The organism is Streptomyces otsuchiensis (assembly GCF_004305975.1).
Classification (GTDB): Bacteria; Actinomycetota; Actinomycetes; order Streptomycetales; family Streptomycetaceae; genus Streptomyces; species Streptomyces otsuchiensis.
Genome location: NZ_BHZI01000038.1, coordinates 1 through 20,230, shown reverse-complemented (window position 1 = coordinate 20,230; position 20,230 = coordinate 1). Strand labels below are relative to the sequence as shown.

Genomic DNA, 20,230 nt, shown 5'->3' with positions numbered 1-20,230 from the left:
CCGTTCGGACTAGGGCAAAAACCCGATGGGCACTGTCGTTGCCCGGCCGTAAGCTCAGCTCTGATGTCTGCCTCCGCCACCACCCCGCACTCCCCTGCCCGGAAACGCTCCGTCGTTCGCTCGCTGCTGCGGCTGTGGCCCTACGTGCGCCCGGTCCGTGTCCGGTTCTTCTCCGCCGCCGGCGTGGCGGTGGTGGCCTCGTGCATGTCGCTGGTCTTCCCCTTGATCCTGAAGTGGATCGTGGACGGCCCCATCACCGAGCGGGACTTCGCCGGGGTGTGGCTCGGCGGGCTGCTGCTGCTCGGGGTGGGCATCGTGGAGGCGCTGCTGTTCGGGCTGCGGCGCTGGCTGGTCGCGCGGCCGCTGGCGGGGGTGGAGGCGGCGATGCGCGCCGACCTCTACCGCCACTCGCAGCGGCTGCCGGTCGCCTTCCACGACCGCTGGGCCTCGGGCCAGCTGCTCTCCCGCGCCACCGGCGACCTTCAGCAACTGCGGATGTTCCTGGCGTTCCCGCTGACGTTCCTGGTGGTCAACGGCTCCACCATCCTGGTGGGCTGCGTGATCATGCTGTCGCTGAACTGGCAGCTGGCCCTGCTGCTGATCAGTCCGATACTGCCGCTGGTCTGGGTCTGCACGGTCTTCGAGCGGCAGTTCTCGGTGGCCTCGCGGCGTGCGCAGGACCAGATGGGCGACCTCACCACGGTGGTGGAGGAGTCGGTCCTCGGTATCCGGATCATCAAGGGTTTCGGGCGGCATCGCAGCCAGGCCCAGGCGTTCCGGGCGCTCTCGCAGCGCCTGTTCGACACGGAGGTGCGCAAGGCGCGGCTGCTGGGCTGGATCCTGGCGGTGATCTTCATCCTGCCGGAGCTGGTGCTGGGCGCGGTGCTGGTGATCGGCGTGCTCCAGGTGGCGAGCGGCGCGATCACGGTGGGGACGCTGGTGGCCTTCACCGCGATCGCGCTGGCGCTGCGCTGGCCGGTGGAGTCCATCGGTTTCATCCTCGCGATGTGCAACGAGGCGTCGACGGCGACCGACCGGTTCTTCGAGGTCATGGACACCGAGGTGCCGCCCGAGCCGGCCGCGGGCGCTGTCGCGGCCATCACCGCGCGGGCGCGGCCCGACGAGGCCGCCGACGGGCTGCGGTTCGCCGGTGTGACCTTCCGCTTCCCGGACGCCGCACCGGAGAGCGCGTCGGTGCTGGAACGGGTGGATCTGCATGTCCGAAGCGGCGAGACGATGGCGCTGGTGGGCGGTACCGGCAGTGGCAAGACGACGCTGACCGCGCTGGTGCCCCGGCTGCACGAGGCCACCGGGGGCACCATCACGCTGGACGGCCGCGATGTCGCGGCGATGCCGCGCCCGGAGGTGCGCCGTCTGGTGTCGGTGGCCTTCGAGGAGCCGACGCTGTTCTCCGCGACGGTGAGGGAGAACATCCTCATGGGCGTCGACGAGGAGGACCCGGCCGGGCCCGCCGGGGACGCGGAGTTCGAGCGGGCCCTGCGGATCGCCCAGGCCACCGGCTTCGTGCACGCGCTGCCGAACGGCCCGGACACCGAGGTCGGTGAGCAGGGCATGAGCCTGTCCGGTGGTCAGCGCCAGCGGCTGGCGCTGGCGCGTGCCGTGGTGGGCCGTCCCCGGTTCCTGGTGCTGGACGATCCGCTCTCGGCGCTGGACGTGCACACCGAGGCACGGGTGGAGGCGGCGCTGCGGGAGGTGCTGGTGGGCACGACCGCCCTGGTCGTGGCGCACCGGCCGTCCACGGTGATGCTGGCGGACCGGGTGGCGCTGCTGTCCGGTGGACGGATCGCCGCGGTGGGCACCCACGCGGAACTGCTGCGGGACTCGGCCGAGTACCGCCATCTGATGACCGGTGCGGATCTCCCGCCGGCGCCGGACGAGGCCAGAGAGGAGGTGCCGGCCCGATGACGACCGCCGTCACGGACCGGGACGCGAGGCATCCCGAACCTGAGCCGGAGCCGGAGGAGGGCGCGGCGCCGCCGTCCCCCGGGTCGGCCGACGACCCGTTCGCGCAGGACCGGCTGCCCGCTCCGCCGGGCGCGCCGCGCAGACTGCTGCTGTCGCTGCTCCGTCCGCAGCGCCGGCCGGTACTGCTGGCCGCTTTTCTCCTGCTGCTGCAGCAGGCGGCGGTGCAGTCGGGTCCGCTGCTGATCGCGATCGCCATCGACCGGGGGGTGCCGGCGGCGATGGCGGAGGACTACGGCCCGCTGATCGGGGTGGCCGTCGCCTACGGGGTGGCGGCGCTGGGTTCCGGGCTCCTGCTGTACAGCTTCTTCCGGGTGCTGGCCCGCGGCAGTCAGGGTGTGCTGCTGGATCTGCGCGCGCGGATCTACCGGCACTCCCAGGCGCTGAGCCTGGACTTCCACGACCGCTACACCTCGGGCCGGCTGATCTCGCGGTCGACCAGCGACGTGTACTCGCTGCGCGAACTGCTGGACGAGGGCATCCAGACGCTGCTGACGGTCCTGGTCTCCGTCGTCTACATCACGGCGTTGCTGTTCTACCTGGACGTGGGGCTGGGTCTGGCGGCGGTGGCGTCGTTCGTGCCGCTGTTCGTGCTGGTCCGCAGCTACCGGCGGCGGGCCGGCCTGATGTTCGCGAAGCGGTCGACGGCGATCGCCACGGTGATCGTCAAGTTCAACGAGACGCTGAACGGCATCCGCCCGGTGAAGGCGTTCCGCCGGGAGCGCGCCAACGACGCGACGTTCGCGGAGCTGAACGGTCAGCACCAGTGGGTGAACGGCGGCACCATCCTGGAGATGGCGCGGTTCGTGGTGCTGGCGCGGCTGACCGCGAACATCGTCATCGGCCTGATCGTGCTGTGGGGCGCCTACCGGGTGGCGGACGGCTCGCTGGCACTGGGGGCGCTGGCGGCGGGGTCGCTGTACGTGCGCCGGCTGTACGACCCGATCGACCGCTTCGCGATGATCCTCAACGCCTACCAGTCGGCGGCGGCCTCGCTGGAGAAGATCGCGGGGCTGCTCGCGCAGCGGCCGGAGTTGTCGGAGCCGGAGCGCCCCGTCGAGCTGCCCGCCCGGCCGGCGGAGCGTCCGGGCCGGGAGGTCGTCTTCGACGACGTGCGGTTCGAGTACCGCACCGGCGGGGAGGTCCTGCCACGGTTCGATCTGACGCTGGCGGCCGGCCAGACCACGGCGGTGGTCGGCGCGACGGGCGCCGGCAAGTCGACGCTGGCGAAGCTGCTGGCCCGGTTCTACGACCCGACGGAGGGCCGGGTGCTGCTGGACGGCACCGACCTGCGGGATCTGACCAACGCGGAGCTGCGGCGCGGCGTGGTGATGGTGACGCAGGAGGCGTTCCTCTTCTCGGGGAGCGTCGCGGAGAACATCGCGCTGGGCAGGCCGGACGCGACGCGCGAGGAGATCGAGGCGGCGGCGAAGGCGATCGGCGCGCACGACTTCATCGCGGCGCTGCCCGACGGTTACGACACCGACGTCCGCAAGCGCGGCGGCCGGATCTCGGCCGGTCAGCGGCAGCTGGTGTCGTTCGCGCGGGTGCTGCTGGCCAACCCGTCGATGGTGATCCTGGACGAGGCGACCTCGTCGCTGGACATCCCGGGCGAGCGGGCGGTGCAGAACGCCATGCAGACCGTGCTGGCGGACCGCACCGCGGTGGTGATCGCGCACCGGCTGTCGACCGTGGAGGTCGCCGACCGGGTGCTGGTGATGGACGCCGGGCGGATCGTGGAGGACGGCCGTCCGGCCGACCTGATCGCGGGCGCCGGACGGTTCTCCGAACTGCACCAGGCATGGCGGGACAGCCTGGTCTGAGCGTCGCCTTCGGATGCGCACAGCCGTGAGCTGTGCGCATCCGTCGCTGCCTGTAGCTGTCGGTGCCGATGTCGGTGCCGATGTCGATGTCGATCGCCGCGACGTGTGCGGAGAGCTGTGCGCGGGGGCTCCGTACCGTCCTGGGCGTGACGGTACGGAGCGCGGCGGCCCTGCCGCTTCGTCCACGAAAGGGCGGTATCGCTCCTCGGGCGAGGCCACTCACCTCCTCTCTCGGCTCGGTCGACCACGATCGAACTGACCCACCGGAAACCCAGTTGCCGCCGCGCGCGGGCCGCTGACAGGGTCCCGACCATGCCCACCTTCTCCGCGCACGACGGGACCGAGCTCGCCTACCACCTGGCCGGAGACGGGCCTCCGGTGGTCTGCCTGCCCGGAGGCCCGACGGATTCCGCCTACCTCGGCGACCTCGGGGGCCTCTCCGCCCATCGACGGTTGATCAGAATGGACCTGCGGGGCACCGGCGGGTCCGCGACGCCACCGGACCTGGCGACGTGCCGCTGCGACCGGCTCGTCGAGGACGTCGAGGCCCTGCGCGAGCATCTCGGCCTCACTCGGATCGACCTCCTCGCGCACAGCGCCGGCGCCAATCTGGCCGCGCTCTACCTAAGCCGTCATCCGGAACGGGTCGGCAGGCTGGCGTTGATCACGCCGAGCGTCAGGGCAGTGGGTCTCACGATCACGGGGGACCTTAGGCTGAGGACCGCAGGGTTCCGCCGGAACGAACCGTGGTTCCCGGAGGCGTTCGCCGCTCTGGAGGCGATCGTGGCAGGCACGGCCACCGCCGGCCGTTGGAAGGCCGTCGCACCCTTCTCCTACGGCCGCTGGGACACGGCGGCCCAGGCACATCAGGCCGACGGTGACGAGCGGAAGAACGCGGCGGTCGTCGCCGCCTTCGGTGCTGAGGGCGCTTTCGCCCCGGATGCCACCCGCGCCGCACTCGCCCGGTTCACCCAGCCGGTCCTTCTCCTGGCCGGGGAGGTCGACCTGGGCGCCCCTCCCCTTGCCGTGGCCGAGTTCGCGAGGCTCTTCCCCCACGCGGAGTTCGTCATTCAGCCCGGCGGTGGTCATTACCCGTGGCTCGACGACGCCGTCGGGTTCACCACCGCGACGGCGGCATTCCTGGAAGGAAGGACCGCCCCGGCCGCATAGCGTCGGCCCCCGGCGCTGGAAACCCCGAGGGGCCCCGGCCCCGAGCCTGGGCTCGGGGCCGGGGCCCCTCGGTACGCGTGGCGCGAGCGCCTTCGGTGGTCAGCGCAGCAGGACGCCCTGCCCGCCGGAGGCGTCGTCCCCGGGGAGGGTCTGGAGGCCCAGCTCGGCGGCGGACGCCAGGTGCGGGTGGTCGGGCAGCACGCGGACGGTGTAGCCGAACGGCCCCGCCCGGTCGAAGGACAGCTCGCCCTCGTAGCTCCAGCGCCCTTCGAGGTCCTGGCCGCCGGCGGGCTTGAGCGGGACGGTGACCGGGTCTGTCAGCCGGTCGTCCGCGTCCACCCGGCCGGTCACGGCCTGCACCTCGACATCGGCCGGTTCGAGACCGCCGAGGGTCACCCGCACCCTCACGGGCACGGTGCGGCCCAGCGTCGCTCCCTCCTCGCCGCTCTCCCCGGCCTCGCCCGCCCAGACGTGGTCGACGGCGACCCGCGGCCAGGCGTCGCGGACCCGGGCGGCGTAGTCGGCGAGCCGCTGCGCGGCGTCGCCCTCCAGCGCCCGGTGGGCGGCGGCGGCCGGGGTGTAGAGGGTGGTGACGTACTCCTTGACCATGCGGTCTGCCTGGACGAGCGGGCCGAGCCGGTCGAGGGTGGCGCGCACCATCTCCAGCCAGCGGCTGGGCAGCCCGGTGTGGCTGTCGCGCTGGTAGAAGCGGGGCACGACCTGGTCCTCCAGCAGGGAGTACAGGGCGGCGGCCTCCAGTTCGTCTCGGCGGCCGTCGTCGAGACCGGAGGAGCCGTCGGCGGTGGGGATCTCCCAGCCGAAGTCGCTGTCGTACCACTCCTCCCACCAGCCGTCGCGGACGGAGAGGTTGAGGCCGCCGTTGAGGGCGGCCTTCATCCCGGAGGTGCCGCACGCCTCCAGCGGGCGCAGGGGGTTGTTCAGCCAGACGTCGCAGCCGGCGTAGAGGTGGGCGGCCATCGCCATGCCGTAGTCGGGCAGGAAGACGATGCGGTGCCGCAGCTGCTGTTCGTCGGCGAAGCGGACCAGTTCCTGGATGAGCCGCTTGCCGCCGTCGTCGGCGGGGTGTGCCTTGCCGGCGACGACGATCTGAACCGGCCGGGCCGGGTCCAGGAGCAGCCGGCGGAGCCGGATGGGGTCCTTGAGCATCAGGGTGAGGCGCTTGTAGGAGGGGACGCGGCGGGCGAAGCCGATGGTGAGCGCCTGCGGGTCGAACACGTCGTCGATCCAGCCCAGTTCGGCGCGGCCCGCGCCGCGCTGGCGCCAGGAGTCCCGCAGGCGGCGGCGGATCTCGGTGACGAGGCCGGCGCGCATCTCGCGGCGCAGTTCCCACAGGGCGGTGTCGCTGAGCTGGGCGCCGGGGCGGGCGGCGCGCGCCGTGCGCATGGCGTCGGCGGTCCAGGTGGGCGCGTGTACGCCGTTGGTGACGGAGGTGATGGGCACCTCCGGGGTGTCGAAGCCCGGCCAGAGGCCCGCGAACATGCCGCGGCTGACGCTGCCGTGCAGCGTGGAGACGCCGTTGGCGCGCTGCGCGGTGCGCAGCCCGAGCACGGCCATGTTGAACTGCGGCTGTTCGCCGGGGCGGCCGGGGTCGGGTTCGCGGCCGAGGGCGAGCAGCGGTGCGGGGTCGAGACCGGGCAGTTCGGCGCCGGCGCCGAAGTGGCGGGAGACCAGTTCCTGGGGGAAGCGGTCGATGCCGGCGGGGACCGGTGTGTGGGTGGTGAAGACGGTGCCGGCCCGCACCGCCCGCAGCGCGGCGTCGAAACCGGTGCCCCGCTCGCCGAGTTCGCGGATGCGTTCCAGGGCGGCGAGCCCGGCGTGGCCCTCGTTCATGTGGAAGACCTCGGGAGGCGCGTGGCCGGTGATCCGGCAGTAGGCGCGCAGGGCGCGGACGCCTCCGATGCCCAGGAGCATCTCCTGGAGGAGCCGGTGTTCGCTGCCGCCGCCGTAGAGGCGGTCGGTGACGTCCCGTTCGGCGGGCGCGTTCTCGCCCAGGACGGAGTCAAGCAGCAGCAACGGGACACGGCCGACGCGCAGTTGCCAGATCTGGGCGGCGAGGGTGCGGCCGCCGGGCAGTGCGAGGGCGACCCGGACGGGCGTGCCGTCGTCCTCGGTGAGAAGCGTCAGCGGCAGCTCGTGCGGGTCGAGGACGGGGTAGTGCTCCTGCTGCCAGCCGTCGCGGGAGAGCGACTGGCGGAAGTAGCCGTGCCGGTAGAGCAGCCCGACGCCGATCAGGGGTACGCCGAGGTCACTGGCGGACTTGAGGTGGTCGCCGGCGAGGATGCCCAGACCGCCGGAGTACTGGGGCAGGGCCGGGGTGATGCCGAACTCGGGTGAGAGATAGGCGATGGCGGCGGGCGGGTCGACGGCCGAGCGCTGGTACCAGCGCGGGTCGGAGAGGTAGTCGCGCAGTTCGCCGACGGCGAGGGCGAGGCGGCGGCGGAAGCCGCGGTCCGCCTCCAGGGCGGCGAGACGGTCGGCGGAGACGGTGCTGAGCATCCGCACCGGGTCGCCGCCCGCCGCCGCCCAGCCGTCGGGGTCGACGGAGCGGAGCAGCTCGCGGGTTTCCGGGTGCCAGGACCAGCGGAGGTTGAGCGCCAGTTCCTGAAGGGGTCGCAGGGATTCCGGATAGACAGGACGGACGGAGAAGCGACGGATGGCCTTCACTGTTCGAAGGTAGCGGCGGGGCCGTGGCCGGGCGAGGTCTTCCGGGGGTTTTCACTCCGGAAGGCCCGACCGGACCACAGCGGTTGCGCCCCGCGCACCCGTGGGGCACGGGGCGCACCACTGGGTGTCGCGGCGTCAGGCGTTCGTGCCGGCCGCCTTGCCGCCACTGCCCGGGGCACCGGAGGCGGGACCGGACGCGGCGTCCTCGCCCTCACCGGAGTCGCCCGCGGAGTCACCGCCCGGGTCGTCCACGGGGCTCTCGCTGTCGCCGAGCATGTCGGGCGCGAGCGCGGAGGTCGGGGCGAGCTCGCCGGAGGCGATCTCGTTCACGAAGTGACAGGCGACCTTGTGCCCGCCGCCGATGTCGGTGAGCCCGGGGCGTTCGGTGTCGCAGCGCGTGGGCTGCCGCCAGGGGCACCGGGTGTGGAACCGGCAGCCGGCCGGCGGGTTCGACGGGGAGGGGAGGTCACCGGTGAGCAGGATGCGCTCGCGGGTGTCCTCGACCTCCGGGTCCGGCACCGGCACGGCCGACATCAGGGCCTTGGTGTAGGGGTGCCTCGGTGACGCGTACAGGTCGTCGCTGGGCGCCTCCTCTACCAGGGAGCCCAGGTACATCACGCCGATCACGTCGGAGATGTGCCGGACGACGGCCAGGTCGTGGGCGATGACCACGTAGGTCAGGCCCAGCTGCTCCTGGAGTTCCTCCAGCAGGTTGATGACCTGGGCCTGGATCGAGACGTCCAGCGCGGAGACCGGTTCGTCGCAGATGATGACGTCCGGTTCGAGGACCAGCGCACGGGCGATGCCGATGCGCTGGCGCTGGCCGCCGGAGAACTCGTGCGGGTAGCGGCCCAGGGCGTGGTCGGGGAGGCCGACGCGGTCCAGGACCTTCAGGATGCGCTCGCGGCGTTCCTCCCGGGTGTCGCCGATGCCGTGGGCGTCCATGCCCTCGGCGAGGATCGACTCGATGTTCTGCCGGGGGTTGAGGCTGCCGAGCGGGTCCTGGAAGACCATCTGGAGACGGCGGCGGGAGCGCCGCATCTCCTCCTCGGGCAGCTGCGCCAGGTCGGTGCCGTCGAAGACGACCTCGCCGTCGGTGATGTCCACCAGCCTGAGGATGGCGCGGCCCAGGGTGGTCTTGCCACAGCCGGACTCACCGACCAGGCCGTAGGTCTGGCCGGCCTCGACGGACAGCGAGATCCCGTCGACGGCCTGGACGTGGCCGACGACGCGGTCGAAGAGGATGCCCTTGCGCACGGGGAAGTGCACCTTGACATCGCTGAGTTCGAGCAGGCTCATGCCTCACCTCCGGGGTGCCGGGTGGTCGCTTCCGACCCGGTGGTGTCCATCACGGGTGCCTCCAGGTGGGGCACGTCCAGGTCGGACGAGTCCCGGACCGGGTTGACGCAGCGCACACCGTGGCCGGCCGCGGCCGGCTCGGTGAGCTGCGGGGTGCCGGTCAGGCACTCCATGACGTAGTGGTCGCAGCGGGGGGCGAAGGCGCAGCCGTCGGCCCAGGCGATCTGGTCGTTGATGGAGCCCCGGATCGGGTTGAGCGGCTGGCCGCGCGGGGAGTCGAGCCGGGGGATGGAGCCCAGCAGGCCGTGCGCGTAGGGGTGCATCGGAGAGGCGAACAGCTCGCGCCGTTCGGCGACCTCGACCGCCTTGCCCGCGTACAGCACGTTGACCCGGTCGCAGAGGCCGGCCACGACGCCGAGGTCGTGGGTGATCATCAGCAGGGCGGTGCCCTCCTGGTCGACCAGTTCTCGCAGGAGTTCCAGGATCTGCGCCTGGATGGTGACGTCCAGGGCGGTGGTCGGCTCGTCGGCGATCAGCAGGCGGGGCGCGCAGGCGACCGCCATGGCGATCAGGGCGCGCTGCCGCATGCCGCCGGAGAGCTGGTGGGGGTACTCCTTCAGCCGCCTCGTGGGGTCGGGGATGCCGACCCTCTCCAGCAGGTGTGCGGCCTCCTTGCGTGCCTTCTCACCGCGCAGCCCCCGGTGCCGGGAGAGGATCTCGGTGACCTGGACGCCGATGGGGACCACCGGGTTCAGGGAGGACAACGGGTCCTGGAAGATCATCGCCAGCTGGGTGCCGCGCATGTCGCGCAGCTGGGACTTGCGCAGGCCGAACAGGTCGGTGCCGTCGAACTCGGCACGGCCGCCGACCCGCACGCCCTTGGAGGGCAGCAGCCCCATCAGGGCGAGCGAGGTGACCGACTTGCCGCAGCCGGACTCGCCGACCAGGCCGATGACCTCGCCCTGGTCGACGGAGAAGGAGACACCGGAGACCGCCTGGAAGTCCTTGCGGCCTTTGGCCGTGAAGGTCACGGCCAGTTCGTCCACGGATAGCAAAGACATGGCCATCAGCTCCGCAGTTTCGGGTCGAGTGCTTCCCGCATGGCCTCGCCCAGCAGGGTGAAGCCGAGGGCGGTGATGATGATGCCGAGTGCGGGGTAGACCGCGAGCATGGGCGCCTGGTCGAAGAACCGCTGCGACTGGGCGAGCATGACGCCCCATTCGGGCTGGGCGGCGTCGAGGTTGCCGAGTCCCAGGAAGGACAGCGCGGCCGCCTCGATGATGGCGGTGGCCAGGACCAGTGTGGTCTGGACGATGACCGGGCCGAGCGAGTTGGGCAGCACATGGGCGAGGACGATGCGCCGCCGCTTGACGCCCAGGGAGCGGGCCGCCAGCACGTAGTCGGCGTTGGCCTGGGCCAGCATGGAGCCGCGCAGCAGCCGGGCGAAGATCGGGATCTGCACCACACCGACCGCGATCATGACGGTGGTGAGGCTCTGTCCCATCACCGCGGCGATACTCACCGCCAGCAGCAGCGAGGGCAGCGCCAGCATCATGTCGATGAACCGCATGACGACGGCGTCGATCCGCTGGCCGACCCGGCCGCCGAGCGCGAGCGCGGCGCCGGAGACTCCGCCGATGAGGGCGCCGACGACGAAGCCGATCAGGGTGGCGACGATGCCGACCAGCAGGGTCTGACGGGCTCCGACCAGCAGCCGGGAGAGTTCGTCCCGGCCGAGGTTGTCCAGGCCCAGCCAGTTCTCGGCGCGGGGGCCGACGAAGATGCCGCGGTTGGAGAAGACCTCGCCGCGCCAGCTCTGCGCGGTCGGGCTGTAGGGCGCGATCCAGGGGCCGATGATCGCGAGGACCACGAAGACCCCGATGATCACGGCGCCGATGATCGCCATCTTGCTGGAGCGCAGCCGGCGGAACGCGGCCACCCACAGGCTGTCGCCGCTGCTGGTCTCGCGGCGCGCGGTGAGCTGGGCGAGCCGGTCGATCTTGTCGCCCTTGCTCATGCGGGCCTTGGTCAGCGGGCTGTCGGTGCGCTCGGCGCCGGTGGCCGGCGGGTCGCCGGCCGTGGAGGCCGTGGGGGCCGTGGACGCCGCCGGGCTCCCGGTGGTGCCGGGCTCCGGTGCGTCCGTCTCCGGTGCCGCCGCGCCGTCGGCGGGCGTCGTGTCCGGCTCGCGGGGCTCACGGGGCTCGTTGGATTCGGTACTCATCAGTGCACCCGCACTCTCGGATCGATGAGGCTGTAGGCCAGATCGACCAGCAGGTTGATCAGCACGTAGACGAGCGCGATGATCAGGATGAAGCTGGTCAGCACGGGGTAGTCACGCCCGTCGATGGCGTCCCGGATGAAGGAGCCGATGCCGCCCCAGGAGAAGATCGACTCGGTCAGCACGGCGCCCGAGAGCAGGCTGCCGGTCAGCAGGCCGATGGCGGTGATCACCGGCAGCAGCGCGTTGCGCATCACGTGGCGCAGCCGCACCACCCGCTGCTGGAGGCCCTTGGACTCGGCGGTGCGCACGTAGTCCTCCTGGAGCACCTCCAGGACGCTGGCGCGGGTCATCCGGGTGATGACGGCCAGCGGGATCGAGGCGAGCGCGATCCCGGGCAGGATCAGATGCCACAACGCGTCGCCCGTGGCGTCGAGTTCCCCGGTGAGCAATCCGTCGAGCACATGGAATCCGGTGACGTCGGTCGCGTTGATCCCGGTGGTCAGACGGCTGCCGGTCGGGAACCAGCCGAGGCCGACGGCGAAGATCTCCTTGAGGATGAACGCCAGGAAGAAGACGGGGATGCAGATGCCGATGAGGGAGCCGGAGACGGCGCTGACGTCGATCCAGCCGCCGCGGAAGCGCGCGGCGAGGTAGCCGAGCGGGACGCCGACGACCACCGCGATCAGGATGGCGGTGACGCCCAGTTCGACGGTGGCGGGGAATCTCTGGGTGAACTCCTCCCAGACGGGCCGCCCCGTGCGGGTGGAGACGCCCAGGTCCAGGGACAACAGGTCGCGCAGAAAGATGTAGTACTGATCCCAGATCGGCTTGTCGAGGCCGAGGGCCCGCTCCATGGCTATCCGGTCCGCCTCGGTGGCACGCTCGCCGAGCCGGGCGGAGGCCGGTCCGCCGGGCAGCATGCGCAGCCACACGAAGAGCAGGACGGACAGGCCGAGGAGGGTGGGGATCAGCTGCAGCAGTCTGCGGACGATGAGACGCAACACAGCCGTTGACGCCCCTTTCTTGCAGTGCTCAGTCAGAGGTCCGCCCGGCCACGGGACTCCGTGGCCGGGCGGACGCGGGCCGGTCTTGGACTACTTGAACGAGCCTTCGGCGAACTTCTCCTGCGTCAGCGGGGAGACGGTCGGCGGGTTGATGTTGTCGGCGAAGACGATCGAGGGCGGCGAGGAGGAGATCGGGACGCCCGGGAGGAAGTCCATCACCAGCTCGTTGATCTCCGCGTACATCTGCTCGCGGGTCTCGACGTCCGGCTCGATGGAGGAGGCGGCCAGGGCCTCGAAGATCTCGTCGTTCCGGAAGCCCCACTCGGTGGTGTAGCCGTCGAACCAGGTACCGAGGAAGTTGTAGGCGTCGTTGAAGTCGCCGGTCCAGCCCAGGAGGTACAGGTCACAGCCGCCGGAGCGGGTGGTGTCCAGGTAGTCCGGGGTCCACTTCATCGGGCGGGGGTTGACGGTGACGCCCACGGCCTCGAGGTCGGCCTTCATCAGCTCGAACATGTCGGCCGGGGCCGGCATGTAGGGGCGGGTGACCTCGGTCGGGTAGCAGAAGTCGACGGCGAGGTCGGCGTGGCCGGCCCCGTCGAGCAGCTCCTGCGCCAGGTCGGCGTCGTAGTCGTACAGCGTGACGTCGTCGCTGTAGCCGGCGATGGTGTCGGGCACGAACTGGGTGGCCACGACGCCGCCCTCGGGCAGCTGGGTGTCGACCAGGCCCTGGCGGTCCAGGGCGTGGGCGATGGCCCGGCGGACCTCAATGTCCTCCAGCGCCTCGTTCCGCTCCTGCGTGAAGGCCAGGTAGAAGATGTTGAAGACGCCACGGACCGGCACCTCGAAGCCGGCGTCCGTGAGCGCGTCGACGTCGCTGGGGGCGACCAGGTCGTAGCCGTGGATCTCGCCGGCCTCCAGGGCCTGGCGGCGGGCGCCCTCGTCGGAGATCGTGCGGAAGACGATCTCCTCGAAGCCGGCCGTCTCACCCCAGTAGTCGTCGAACCGGGTGACGGTGACCTCGCCGTTGCCCTTGTTCCACGCGGAGAGCTGGAACGGGCCGGTGCCGGCGATGGCCTCCGGGTCCTGGCTGTAGTCCGGCTTGCTGATGTTGTCGCCCTCGCCCGTCGCCTGGTCCTCGGCGTAGCGCTCCAGCGACTTCGGCGAGTGGATGGAGAAGGCGGCGAGCGAGAAGGCACCCGGGAAGACCGAGGAGGGGTTCTCCAGGTTGATGACCGCGGTGAGGTCCTCGGTCGCCTCGCAGCCCAGGTAGTTGGGCGCCGGGGTGTCCTCGTTCTCGTTCTCGGCGAACCCGCCGAACTCGGCCTGCCAGTAGTAGGACAGGGCGTTCGACTGGTAGGTGCCGGTCCAGTTGTACCAGCGGTCGAAGTTGGCGCAGACGACCTCGGCCGTCAGCTCCTCACCGTCGTGGAAGGTCACACCCTCGCGGAGGTTGAAGGTCCACTCGGTGCCCTCGTCGTTGCTGTCCCAGGTCTCCGCCAGACCTCCCTCGAGCTCGGTGCCGCCGGACTCGTGGTCCAGCAGGGTCTCCAGGACCTGACGGGAGATGCGGAAGGTCTCACCGTCGCTCTCCAGTGAGGGATCCAGCGACCCCGGGTCGCCCGCGGCACCGAAGATGAAGCGCTCGGTGGAGCCGCCCCCGCCGCCGGAGCTGTTGTCGTCGCGGTCGCTGCTGCAGGCGGTCGCGACCAGGCCGAGCGAGACCGCTGCCGCGATCATCGCCGCCTTGGATCTGGCTATATGCATCGTCCACCTCAGTGGGGTTTCGCTGGTGGTCAGGCGTAGTAGTGCCCGCACATTACTGCGCATCTACATAGTTTGGAACGGTGGACCGTCGGGCGATATCGACCTGAGACTCAGTGCGCGCCGCGGCGCGCGGCGACGCGCGCGCGGGTGTCCGGACGACACGCAATGGCCACGAGTACGCAACACGGGACCGGATTGTCCGCCCCCCTTCGCTGGGCAGGCTCTCTCAGGCACCTCTTTTGTCCCGGCCCCGCCGCGAGGACGCGGCCCGGCCGTGATCGGCGCGAACTCGGTGCGCCGCTGGGCGGATCGGCCGCGCACCGGGCACCCCGGGGCGGGCCGACGGCGCGGCGGTCACCGTCGGAAGCGCGGCGTACGCCGGGGTGCCCGCGTGATGACCGGACCATGCCCTCTTCGCACTCCGTTCCACACCCACCCGAGTGAACGCGCACCGGAGCCGCCATGCCTGCAGCCCGTCAGCGGCCGTCAGAACAGATAGAAAGGACAAGACACCGCATAGCCGGAGAATTATCCGCAAACTCTACGCATCCAGGTGATCCCCAGATGATCGGTCGCATCCCTGTCCTTGACGTCTCGCCGCTGGTCGACTGCGGACGGCGTCCGGCGAAGGCGGTTCCGGGAGAGACCTTCCAGGTCACCGCCACCGTCTTCCGCGAGGGCCACGAGGCGGTCGGTGCCAACGTGGTGCTGCGCGACCCCACCGGCCGCAGCGGCCCGTGGACGCCGATGCGCGAACTGGCCCCGGGCACCGACCGCTGGGGGGCCGAGGTCACGCCCGGGTCGGAGGGCCGCTGGACCTACGCCGTGGAGGCGTGGTCGGACCCGCTGGCCACCTGGCGGCACCACGCCGGGGTCAAGGTCCCGGCCGGTGACGATGTCGAACTGACCCTGGTCGAGGGCGCGGCACTGCTGGAGCGGGCCGCGTCGAAGGTCCCCAAGACCGCCGGCCGTCCGGTGCTGCTGGCCGCCGCGCGCACGCTGCGCGACCGGGAACTGCCGCCGACGGCGCGGCTCGCGGCGGCCACCGCCCCGGAGACCGTCGCCGTGCTCGACCGGTTCCCCCTTCGTGAACTCGTCAGCGCCTCAAGGCCGTTGTCGCTGATCGTCGAGCGGGAACGCGCACTGGTCGGCTCCTGGTACGAGATGTTCCCGCGGTCGGAGGGAGCCCGGGTCACCGAGGGCGAGCCCCCGGTGTCGGGCACGCTGGCGACGGCGGCCGAGCGGCTGCCGGCCATCGCGGCCATGGGCTTCGACGTCGTCTACCTGCCGCCGGTCCACCCCATCGGCCGGGCCTTCCGCAAGGGGCCGGGCGGTTCGCTGGACGCCGGCCCCGACGACGTCGGATGTCCCTGGGCGATCGGCGCCGCCGAGGGGGGCCACGACGCCATCCACCCCGATCTCGGCACGCTGGCCGACTTCAGCCGCTTCGTGCGCGCCGCCGCGGAGAACGGCATCGAGATCGCCATGGACTTCGCGCTCCAGTGCAGCCCGGAGCACCCGTGGGTCAAGCAGCATCCCGAGTGGTTCCGCAAACGCGCCGACGGCACCATCGCCTACGCGGAGAACCCGCCGAAGAAGTACCAGGACATCTACCCCATCGCCTTCGACGAGGACTTCCGCGGGCTGGTCACCGAGACCCAGCGGGTGCTGCGGTTCTGGATGGCGCGCGGTGTGCGGATCTTCCGCGTGGACAACCCGCACACCAAGCCGGTGGTGTTCTGGGAGAAGGTCATCGGGGAGATCAACCGGACCGACCCCGACGTCGTCTTCCTCGCCGAGGCGTTCACCCGGCCGGCGATGATGCGGACCCTGGCACAGGTCGGCTTCCAGCAGTCCTACACCTACTTCACCTGGCGCAACTCCAAGGCGGAGCTGACGGAGTACCTCACCGAGCTGAGCGGCCCGTCGGCGCCGTACATGCGCCCCAACCTCTTCGTGAACACCCCGGACATCCTGCACGCCTACCTCCAGCGCGGCGGCCGGGCGGCGTTCGAGATCCGGGCGGTCCTCGCCGCGACGCTCTCCCCGACGTGGGGTGTCTACGCCGGCTACGAGCTGTGCGAGGGCCGCGCGGCCGGCCCCGGGAGCGAGGAGTACCTGAACTCCGAGAAGTACGAGCTGCGGCCCCGCGACTGGGCGGGCGCCGAGCAGGCCGGCACCACCATCACCGCGCTGATCACCCGCCTCAACGAGCTGCGCCGCTCCCACCTGGCGCTGCGGCGACTGCGCGACCTGCACTTCCACCACACCGACAACGAGCACGTCGTGGCGTACTCCAAGCGGGCCGTTGGGCCGGACGGGGACGACACCGTCCTCGTCGTGGTCAACCTCGACCCGCACCACACCCACGAGGCCACGGTGTCGTTGGACACATCGGTACTCGGCCTCACTTCCGCTCAGGAGAGCGGCGCCGAGTCCTTCCCGGTGACGGATGAGCTCACCGGGACGACCTATGACTGGGGCAGGGACAACTACGTGCGGCTCGATCCCGGACGGGCGGACGCGCTCGCTCCCTCGGCGCACGTACTGGCTCTGCGACCGTCCTCTTCAGACCGGAGGGTCACCCAACCATGAGCGTCAACGAGCCGGTCCTCGACACCTTCGAGGACACGCCTGCCCGCGACCGCGATCCCGACTGGTTCAAACGCGCTGTCTTCTACGAGGTCCTCGTCAGGTCCTTCCAGGACAGCAACGGCGACGGGGTCGGTGATCTCAAGGGCCTCACCGCCAAGCTGGACTACCTGCAGTGGCTCGGCATCGACTGCATCTGGCTACCGCCCTTCTTCGAGTCGCCCCTCAAGGACGGCGGCTACGACGTCTCGGACTACACCGCGGTGCTTCCGGAGTTCGGCGACCTCGCCGACTTCGTGGAGTTCGTGGACAGCGCCCACCAGCGCGGTATCCGCGTCATCATCGACTTCGTCATGAACCACACCAGCGACCAGCACAAGTGGTTCCAGGAGTCGCGCAAGGACCCGGAGGGCCCCTACGGCGACTACTACGTCTGGGGGGACGACGACAAGAAGTACGCCGACGCGCGGATCATCTTCGTCGACACCGAGACGTCCAACTGGACGTTCGACCCGGTCCGGCGGCAGTACTACTTCCACCGGTTCTTCTCGCACCAGCCGGATCTCAACTACGAGAACGAGATGGTGCAGGAGGAGATCATCTCCGCGCTGCGGTTCTGGCTGGACCTCGGCATCGACGGCTTCCGGCTGGACGCCGTGCCCTACCTCTACGCCGAGGAGGGCACCAACTGCGAGAACCTGCCGGCCTCGCACGGCTTCCTGAAGCGGGTGCGCGCCGAGATCGACGCGCACTACCCGGACACCGTGCTGCTGGCCGAGGCCAACCAGTGGCCGGAGGACGTCGTCGACTACTTCGGCGACTACGCCAAGGGCGGTGACGAGTGCCACATGGCGTTCCACTTCCCGGTGATGCCGCGCATCTTCATGGCGGTCCGCCGGGAGTCCCGCTACCCGGTCTCGGAGATCCTCGCGAAGACGCCGCAGATCCCCTCGGGCTGTCAGTGGGGCATCTTCCTGCGCAACCACGACGAGCTGACCCTGGAGATGGTCACCGACGAGGAGCGCGACTACATGTACGCGGAGTACGCCAAGGATCCGCGGATGCGCGCCAACATCGGCATCCGGCGGCGGCTCGCCCCGCTCCTGGACAACGACCGCAACCAGATCGAGCTGTTCACCGCACTGCTGCTCTCCCTGCCCGGCTCGCCGATCCTGTACTACGGCGACGAGATCGGGATGGGCGACAACATCTGGCTCGGTGACCGCGACGCGGTGCGCACCCCGATGCAGTGGACCCCGGACCGCAACGCCGGCTTCTCCTCCAGCGATCCCGGACGGCTGACGCTGCCCACGATCATGGACCCGGTCTACGGATACCAGGTCACCAACGTGGAGGCGGCCATGAGTTCGCCCTCCTCGCTGCTGCACTGGACCAAACGGATGGTCTCCATCCGCAAGCAGAACCCCGCGTTCGGGCTCGGCGGCTACACGGAGCTGGAGTCCTCCAATCCGGCCGTGCTCGCGTTCATGCGGGAGTACGAGGACGACGTGGTGATGTGCGTGAACAACTTCTCGCGCTTCTCCCAGCCGACCGAGCTGGACCTGCGCAGCTGGGAGGGCCGCCACCCGGTGGAGCTCACCGGCGGCGTGAGCTTCCCCGCCATCGGGGAGCTGCCGTACCTGCTGACCCTGGCCGGTCACGGCTTCTACTGGTTCCGGCTGCGCAAGGCGGCCGGCTGACCGTCCTCCCGCGGAGACGGGCGGGTCACGGCACCCCGGTGCCGTGACCCGCCCGTCCGCTGCGGGTGGCCCGGCGCTCCTCGTCACCCGCCGCCCTCGGCGGCGCGGGCCGGCGCGGGCCGGGGGCGCGCCGATCGTGTGACACGCCCCTACTCGCGTGCGCTGGCGCGCGGACGCCCGCACGCCCGCGGCTGTGCGCCCCCTCGGGGGCCGGCCGCCGGGCACGGCCGGATCGCGCCGGAGCCGGGCGGGTGCGGCTCCGCGAGCGGTTACCCGTCACCGTCGACGGGAAGCCTCCCGATACCGCACCGCCCCGGCCCGACGACGCGTCACGGGTCCCCTTCAGCACGGTCGGTTCTCTCACGACACGTCCGCCCCGCCTACCGGCCGTTAACGCCGCAATCCGGGACACTTCGTCATATATGTTCTTCGTGTCCCGGGGAAAGGACGCCATGTCGGAAAGCTCCGCGCCCCGGACGGCCCCGCCGCGGCCGGCCGTGCAGGCCGCGCCGCACGGCGCCGCCATCTTCCGTTCGCTCACCGGGCTGCTCGCCCGGTGGCTGCCCCGGCAGCGCTGGTACGCCGACAAGGGGCGCCCGCTCAGCGGGCTCTCCCTGGTCTCGGCGACCGAGCTGCTGCCCTGCGCCGGCGGCGGGCCCACTCCGGGCCTGCTGCACCTGCTGGTACGGACCGTCCCGCAGGGGGCGCCCCAGGGCTCCGGCAGCTGCTACCAACTGCTGCTCGGTGTACGGGCGGTACTGCCGCCCGCGCTCGCCCCCGCACTGGTCGGCCGCCCGTCGGACGGCCCGCTGCGCGGCCGCGCGGTGTACGAGGCGCTGGTCGACCCGCGGCTGAGCGCGCTGCTGCTGGAGCGGCTGCGCGCGCCGGGCACCCTCGGCGCCCTCGCCTTCCAGCGCGCGCACGACGCCGCGATCCCGTCGGGCCTGCCCGCCCGTGCGCTCGGCGGCGACCAGACCAACTCCTCGGTCGTCTACGGCGAGGCGCACATCCTGAAGCTGTTCCGGCGGGTCAGCCCCGGGATCAACCCCGATCTGGAGCTGCCGCGGGCCCTGGCCGCCGCCGGCTGCGCCCGGGTTCCGGCCCCCTCGGCCTGGTTCGAGGCGGACGGACAGTCCGCGGCCGGGCCCGAACCGCTGACGCTCGGGGTGCTCCAGCCCTTCCTCGCCGGCTCGACCGACGGGTGGGCGCTGGCGCTGAAGTCGCTGTCACTGCGCACCGACTTCAGCGGCGCGGCCCACGACCTCGGCCGCGCCACCGCCGAGATCCACCAGGCGCTCGCCCGCGCCCTGCCCACCACCACCCTGCACGGCCGCCAGCTGGAACAGGCGGCGACGGCCATGAACGAGCGGCTGACCAGCGCGGCCGTCGCGGTCCCGGCGCTGCGGCCCTACCGGACCGGCCTGCGCCGCTCGTTCGACGCGCTGGTCGAGTACGCCCGGCGCGGCGGGCATCTCGACGCCCAGCGCCTGCACGGCGACCTCCACCTCGGTCAGGCGCTGTGCAAGGACGGCGAGTGGTCGCTGATCGACTTCGAGGGCGAACCGGCCCGGCCGCTGATGGAGCGGCGCGAGCCCCAGCCGCCGGTCCGCGACATCGCGGGCATGCTGCGTTCCTTCGACTACGCCGCCGGGCAGCACCGCGCGCCGGGTCCCTGGGTCGCCGAGTGGGCGACCGCGGCACGGACCGCCTACTGCCGGGGCTACGCCGGGGTCAGCGACGAGGACCCGACCGCGCATCCCGCGCTGCTGCGCGCCTTCGAGACCGACAAGGCCATCTACGAGGTGCTGTACGAGGCGCGCCACCGGCCGGCGTGGCTCCACATCCCGATGACGGCGATCCGGCGTCTGGCCGGCTGACCGTTCCGGCGGGTGCGCTGTCGGCGCCGACAGCGCACCCGGCACGCCCGCCCCCGGCGCCCGCCGTGACCGCCGACGTCAGCGGCCTCGCGTGCCCGGCCCCGGCTTCCTC

At 71.5% G+C, this 20,230-nt stretch carries 11 protein-coding genes and 1 pseudogene; 6 read left to right on the top strand and 6 right to left on the bottom strand.

All coding sequences use genetic code 11. The features are described 5' to 3' along the window. The first annotated feature begins 63 nt into the window (after positions 1 to 63). The 3 genes from E0D90_RS06085 to E0D90_RS06075 all read left to right on the top strand — a co-directional run bounded on the left by E0D90_RS06085 (position 64) and on the right by E0D90_RS06075 (position 4,976). Complete coding sequence (locus E0D90_RS06085; protein WP_130796890.1) at positions 64 to 1,926, top strand: ABC transporter ATP-binding protein; 1,863 nt, start codon at positions 64 to 66, stop codon at positions 1,924 to 1,926. After that, positions 1,923 to 3,806 (top strand): ABC transporter ATP-binding protein, encoded by a 1,884-nt coding sequence (locus E0D90_RS06080; protein WP_130796889.1) that lies wholly within the window; start codon positions 1,923 to 1,925, stop codon positions 3,804 to 3,806. Before E0D90_RS06085 ends, E0D90_RS06080 begins: the two co-directional genes overlap by 4 nt. A gap of 312 nt (positions 3,807 to 4,118) precedes the next feature. Beyond that, positions 4,119 to 4,976 carry an alpha/beta fold hydrolase gene (locus E0D90_RS06075; protein WP_130796888.1) on the top strand — a complete coding sequence of 286 codons (858 nt, stop codon included), beginning with the start codon at positions 4,119 to 4,121 and terminating at the stop codon, positions 4,974 to 4,976. 99 nt (positions 4,977 to 5,075) lie between these two features. Here E0D90_RS06075 and glgP read toward each other — a convergent pair whose 3' ends face one another. From glgP to E0D90_RS06045, 6 genes are all read right to left on the bottom strand, one after another. Then, a complete protein-coding gene (gene glgP / locus E0D90_RS06070; RefSeq protein WP_130796887.1) occupies positions 5,076 to 7,661 on the bottom strand; it encodes an alpha-glucan family phosphorylase in 2,586 nt (861 codons plus the stop codon). A 135-nt stretch (positions 7,662 to 7,796) separates the two neighbouring features. Beyond that, positions 7,797 to 8,960 carry an ABC transporter ATP-binding protein gene (locus E0D90_RS06065; protein ID WP_130796886.1) on the bottom strand — a complete coding sequence of 388 codons (1,164 nt, stop codon included), beginning with the start codon at positions 8,958 to 8,960 and terminating at the stop codon, positions 7,797 to 7,799. Beyond that, entirely contained in the window at positions 8,957 to 10,021 is a 1,065-nt protein-coding gene (locus tag E0D90_RS06060; protein ID WP_130796885.1) for an ABC transporter ATP-binding protein, read from the bottom strand. The genes E0D90_RS06065 and E0D90_RS06060 overlap by 4 nt, the downstream gene beginning before the upstream one ends. A gap of 5 nt (positions 10,022 to 10,026) precedes the next feature. Continuing rightward, positions 10,027 to 10,977 (bottom strand): ABC transporter permease, encoded by a 951-nt coding sequence (locus tag E0D90_RS06055; protein ID WP_103501488.1) that lies wholly within the window; start codon positions 10,975 to 10,977, stop codon positions 10,027 to 10,029. A 203-nt stretch (positions 10,978 to 11,180) separates the two neighbouring features. Next, on the bottom strand, positions 11,181 to 12,185 hold the full coding sequence (locus E0D90_RS06050) for an ABC transporter permease (protein WP_103501483.1): 1,005 nt from the start codon (positions 12,183 to 12,185) through the stop codon (positions 11,181 to 11,183). A 90-nt stretch (positions 12,186 to 12,275) separates the two neighbouring features. After that, the gene (locus E0D90_RS06045) at positions 12,276 to 13,949 is read right to left on the bottom strand and encodes an ABC transporter substrate-binding protein (RefSeq protein ID WP_103501484.1); all 1,674 of its coding nucleotides are present in this window, start codon (positions 13,947 to 13,949) and stop codon (positions 12,276 to 12,278) included. Positions 13,950 to 14,513: 564 nt separating this feature from the next. Between E0D90_RS06045 and E0D90_RS06040 the strand changes: the two are divergent. The 3 genes and pseudogenes from E0D90_RS06040 to E0D90_RS06030 form a co-directional block, all read left to right on the top strand. Further along, positions 14,514 to 16,539: pseudogene (locus E0D90_RS06040) on the top strand (alpha-1,4-glucan--maltose-1-phosphate maltosyltransferase); the annotation flags it as partial. A gap of 1 nt (position 16,540) precedes the next feature. Continuing rightward, positions 16,541 to 18,241: a maltose alpha-D-glucosyltransferase gene (gene treS, locus E0D90_RS06035; RefSeq protein WP_103529588.1), complete on the top strand. Its 1,701-nt coding sequence runs from the start codon at positions 16,541 to 16,543 to the stop codon at positions 18,239 to 18,241. Positions 18,242 to 18,693: 452 nt separating this feature from the next. Beyond that, the gene (locus E0D90_RS06030; RefSeq protein WP_130796883.1) at positions 18,694 to 20,118 is read left to right on the top strand and encodes a maltokinase N-terminal cap-like domain-containing protein; all 1,425 of its coding nucleotides are present in this window, start codon (positions 18,694 to 18,696) and stop codon (positions 20,116 to 20,118) included. Positions 20,119 to 20,230 lie beyond the last annotated feature (112 nt).

Bases quoted from the DNA above. Each gene is read 5' to 3' on its own strand.
- E0D90_RS06085 (WP_130796890.1), top strand. From the start codon at position 64: ATGTCTGCCTCCGCCACCACCCCGCACTCCCCTGCCCGGAAACGCTCC.
- E0D90_RS06080 (WP_130796889.1), top strand. From the start codon at position 1,923: ATGACGACCGCCGTCACGGACCGGGACGCGAGGCATCCCGAACCTGAG.
- E0D90_RS06065 (WP_130796886.1), bottom strand. From the start codon at position 8,960: ATGAGCCTGCTCGAACTCAGCGATGTCAAGGTGCACTTCCCCGTGCGC.
- treS (WP_103529588.1), top strand. From the start codon at position 16,541: ATGAGCGTCAACGAGCCGGTCCTCGACACCTTCGAGGACACGCCTGCC.
- E0D90_RS06060 (WP_130796885.1), bottom strand. From the start codon at position 10,021: ATGTCTTTGCTATCCGTGGACGAACTGGCCGTGACCTTCACGGCCAAA.
- E0D90_RS06030 (WP_130796883.1), top strand. From the start codon at position 18,694: ATGTCGGAAAGCTCCGCGCCCCGGACGGCCCCGCCGCGGCCGGCCGTG.
- E0D90_RS06045 (WP_103501484.1), bottom strand. From the start codon at position 13,949: ATGCATATAGCCAGATCCAAGGCGGCGATGATCGCGGCAGCGGTCTCG.
- E0D90_RS06055 (WP_103501488.1), bottom strand. From the start codon at position 10,977: ATGAGCAAGGGCGACAAGATCGACCGGCTCGCCCAGCTCACCGCGCGC.
- E0D90_RS06075 (WP_130796888.1), top strand. From the start codon at position 4,119: ATGCCCACCTTCTCCGCGCACGACGGGACCGAGCTCGCCTACCACCTG.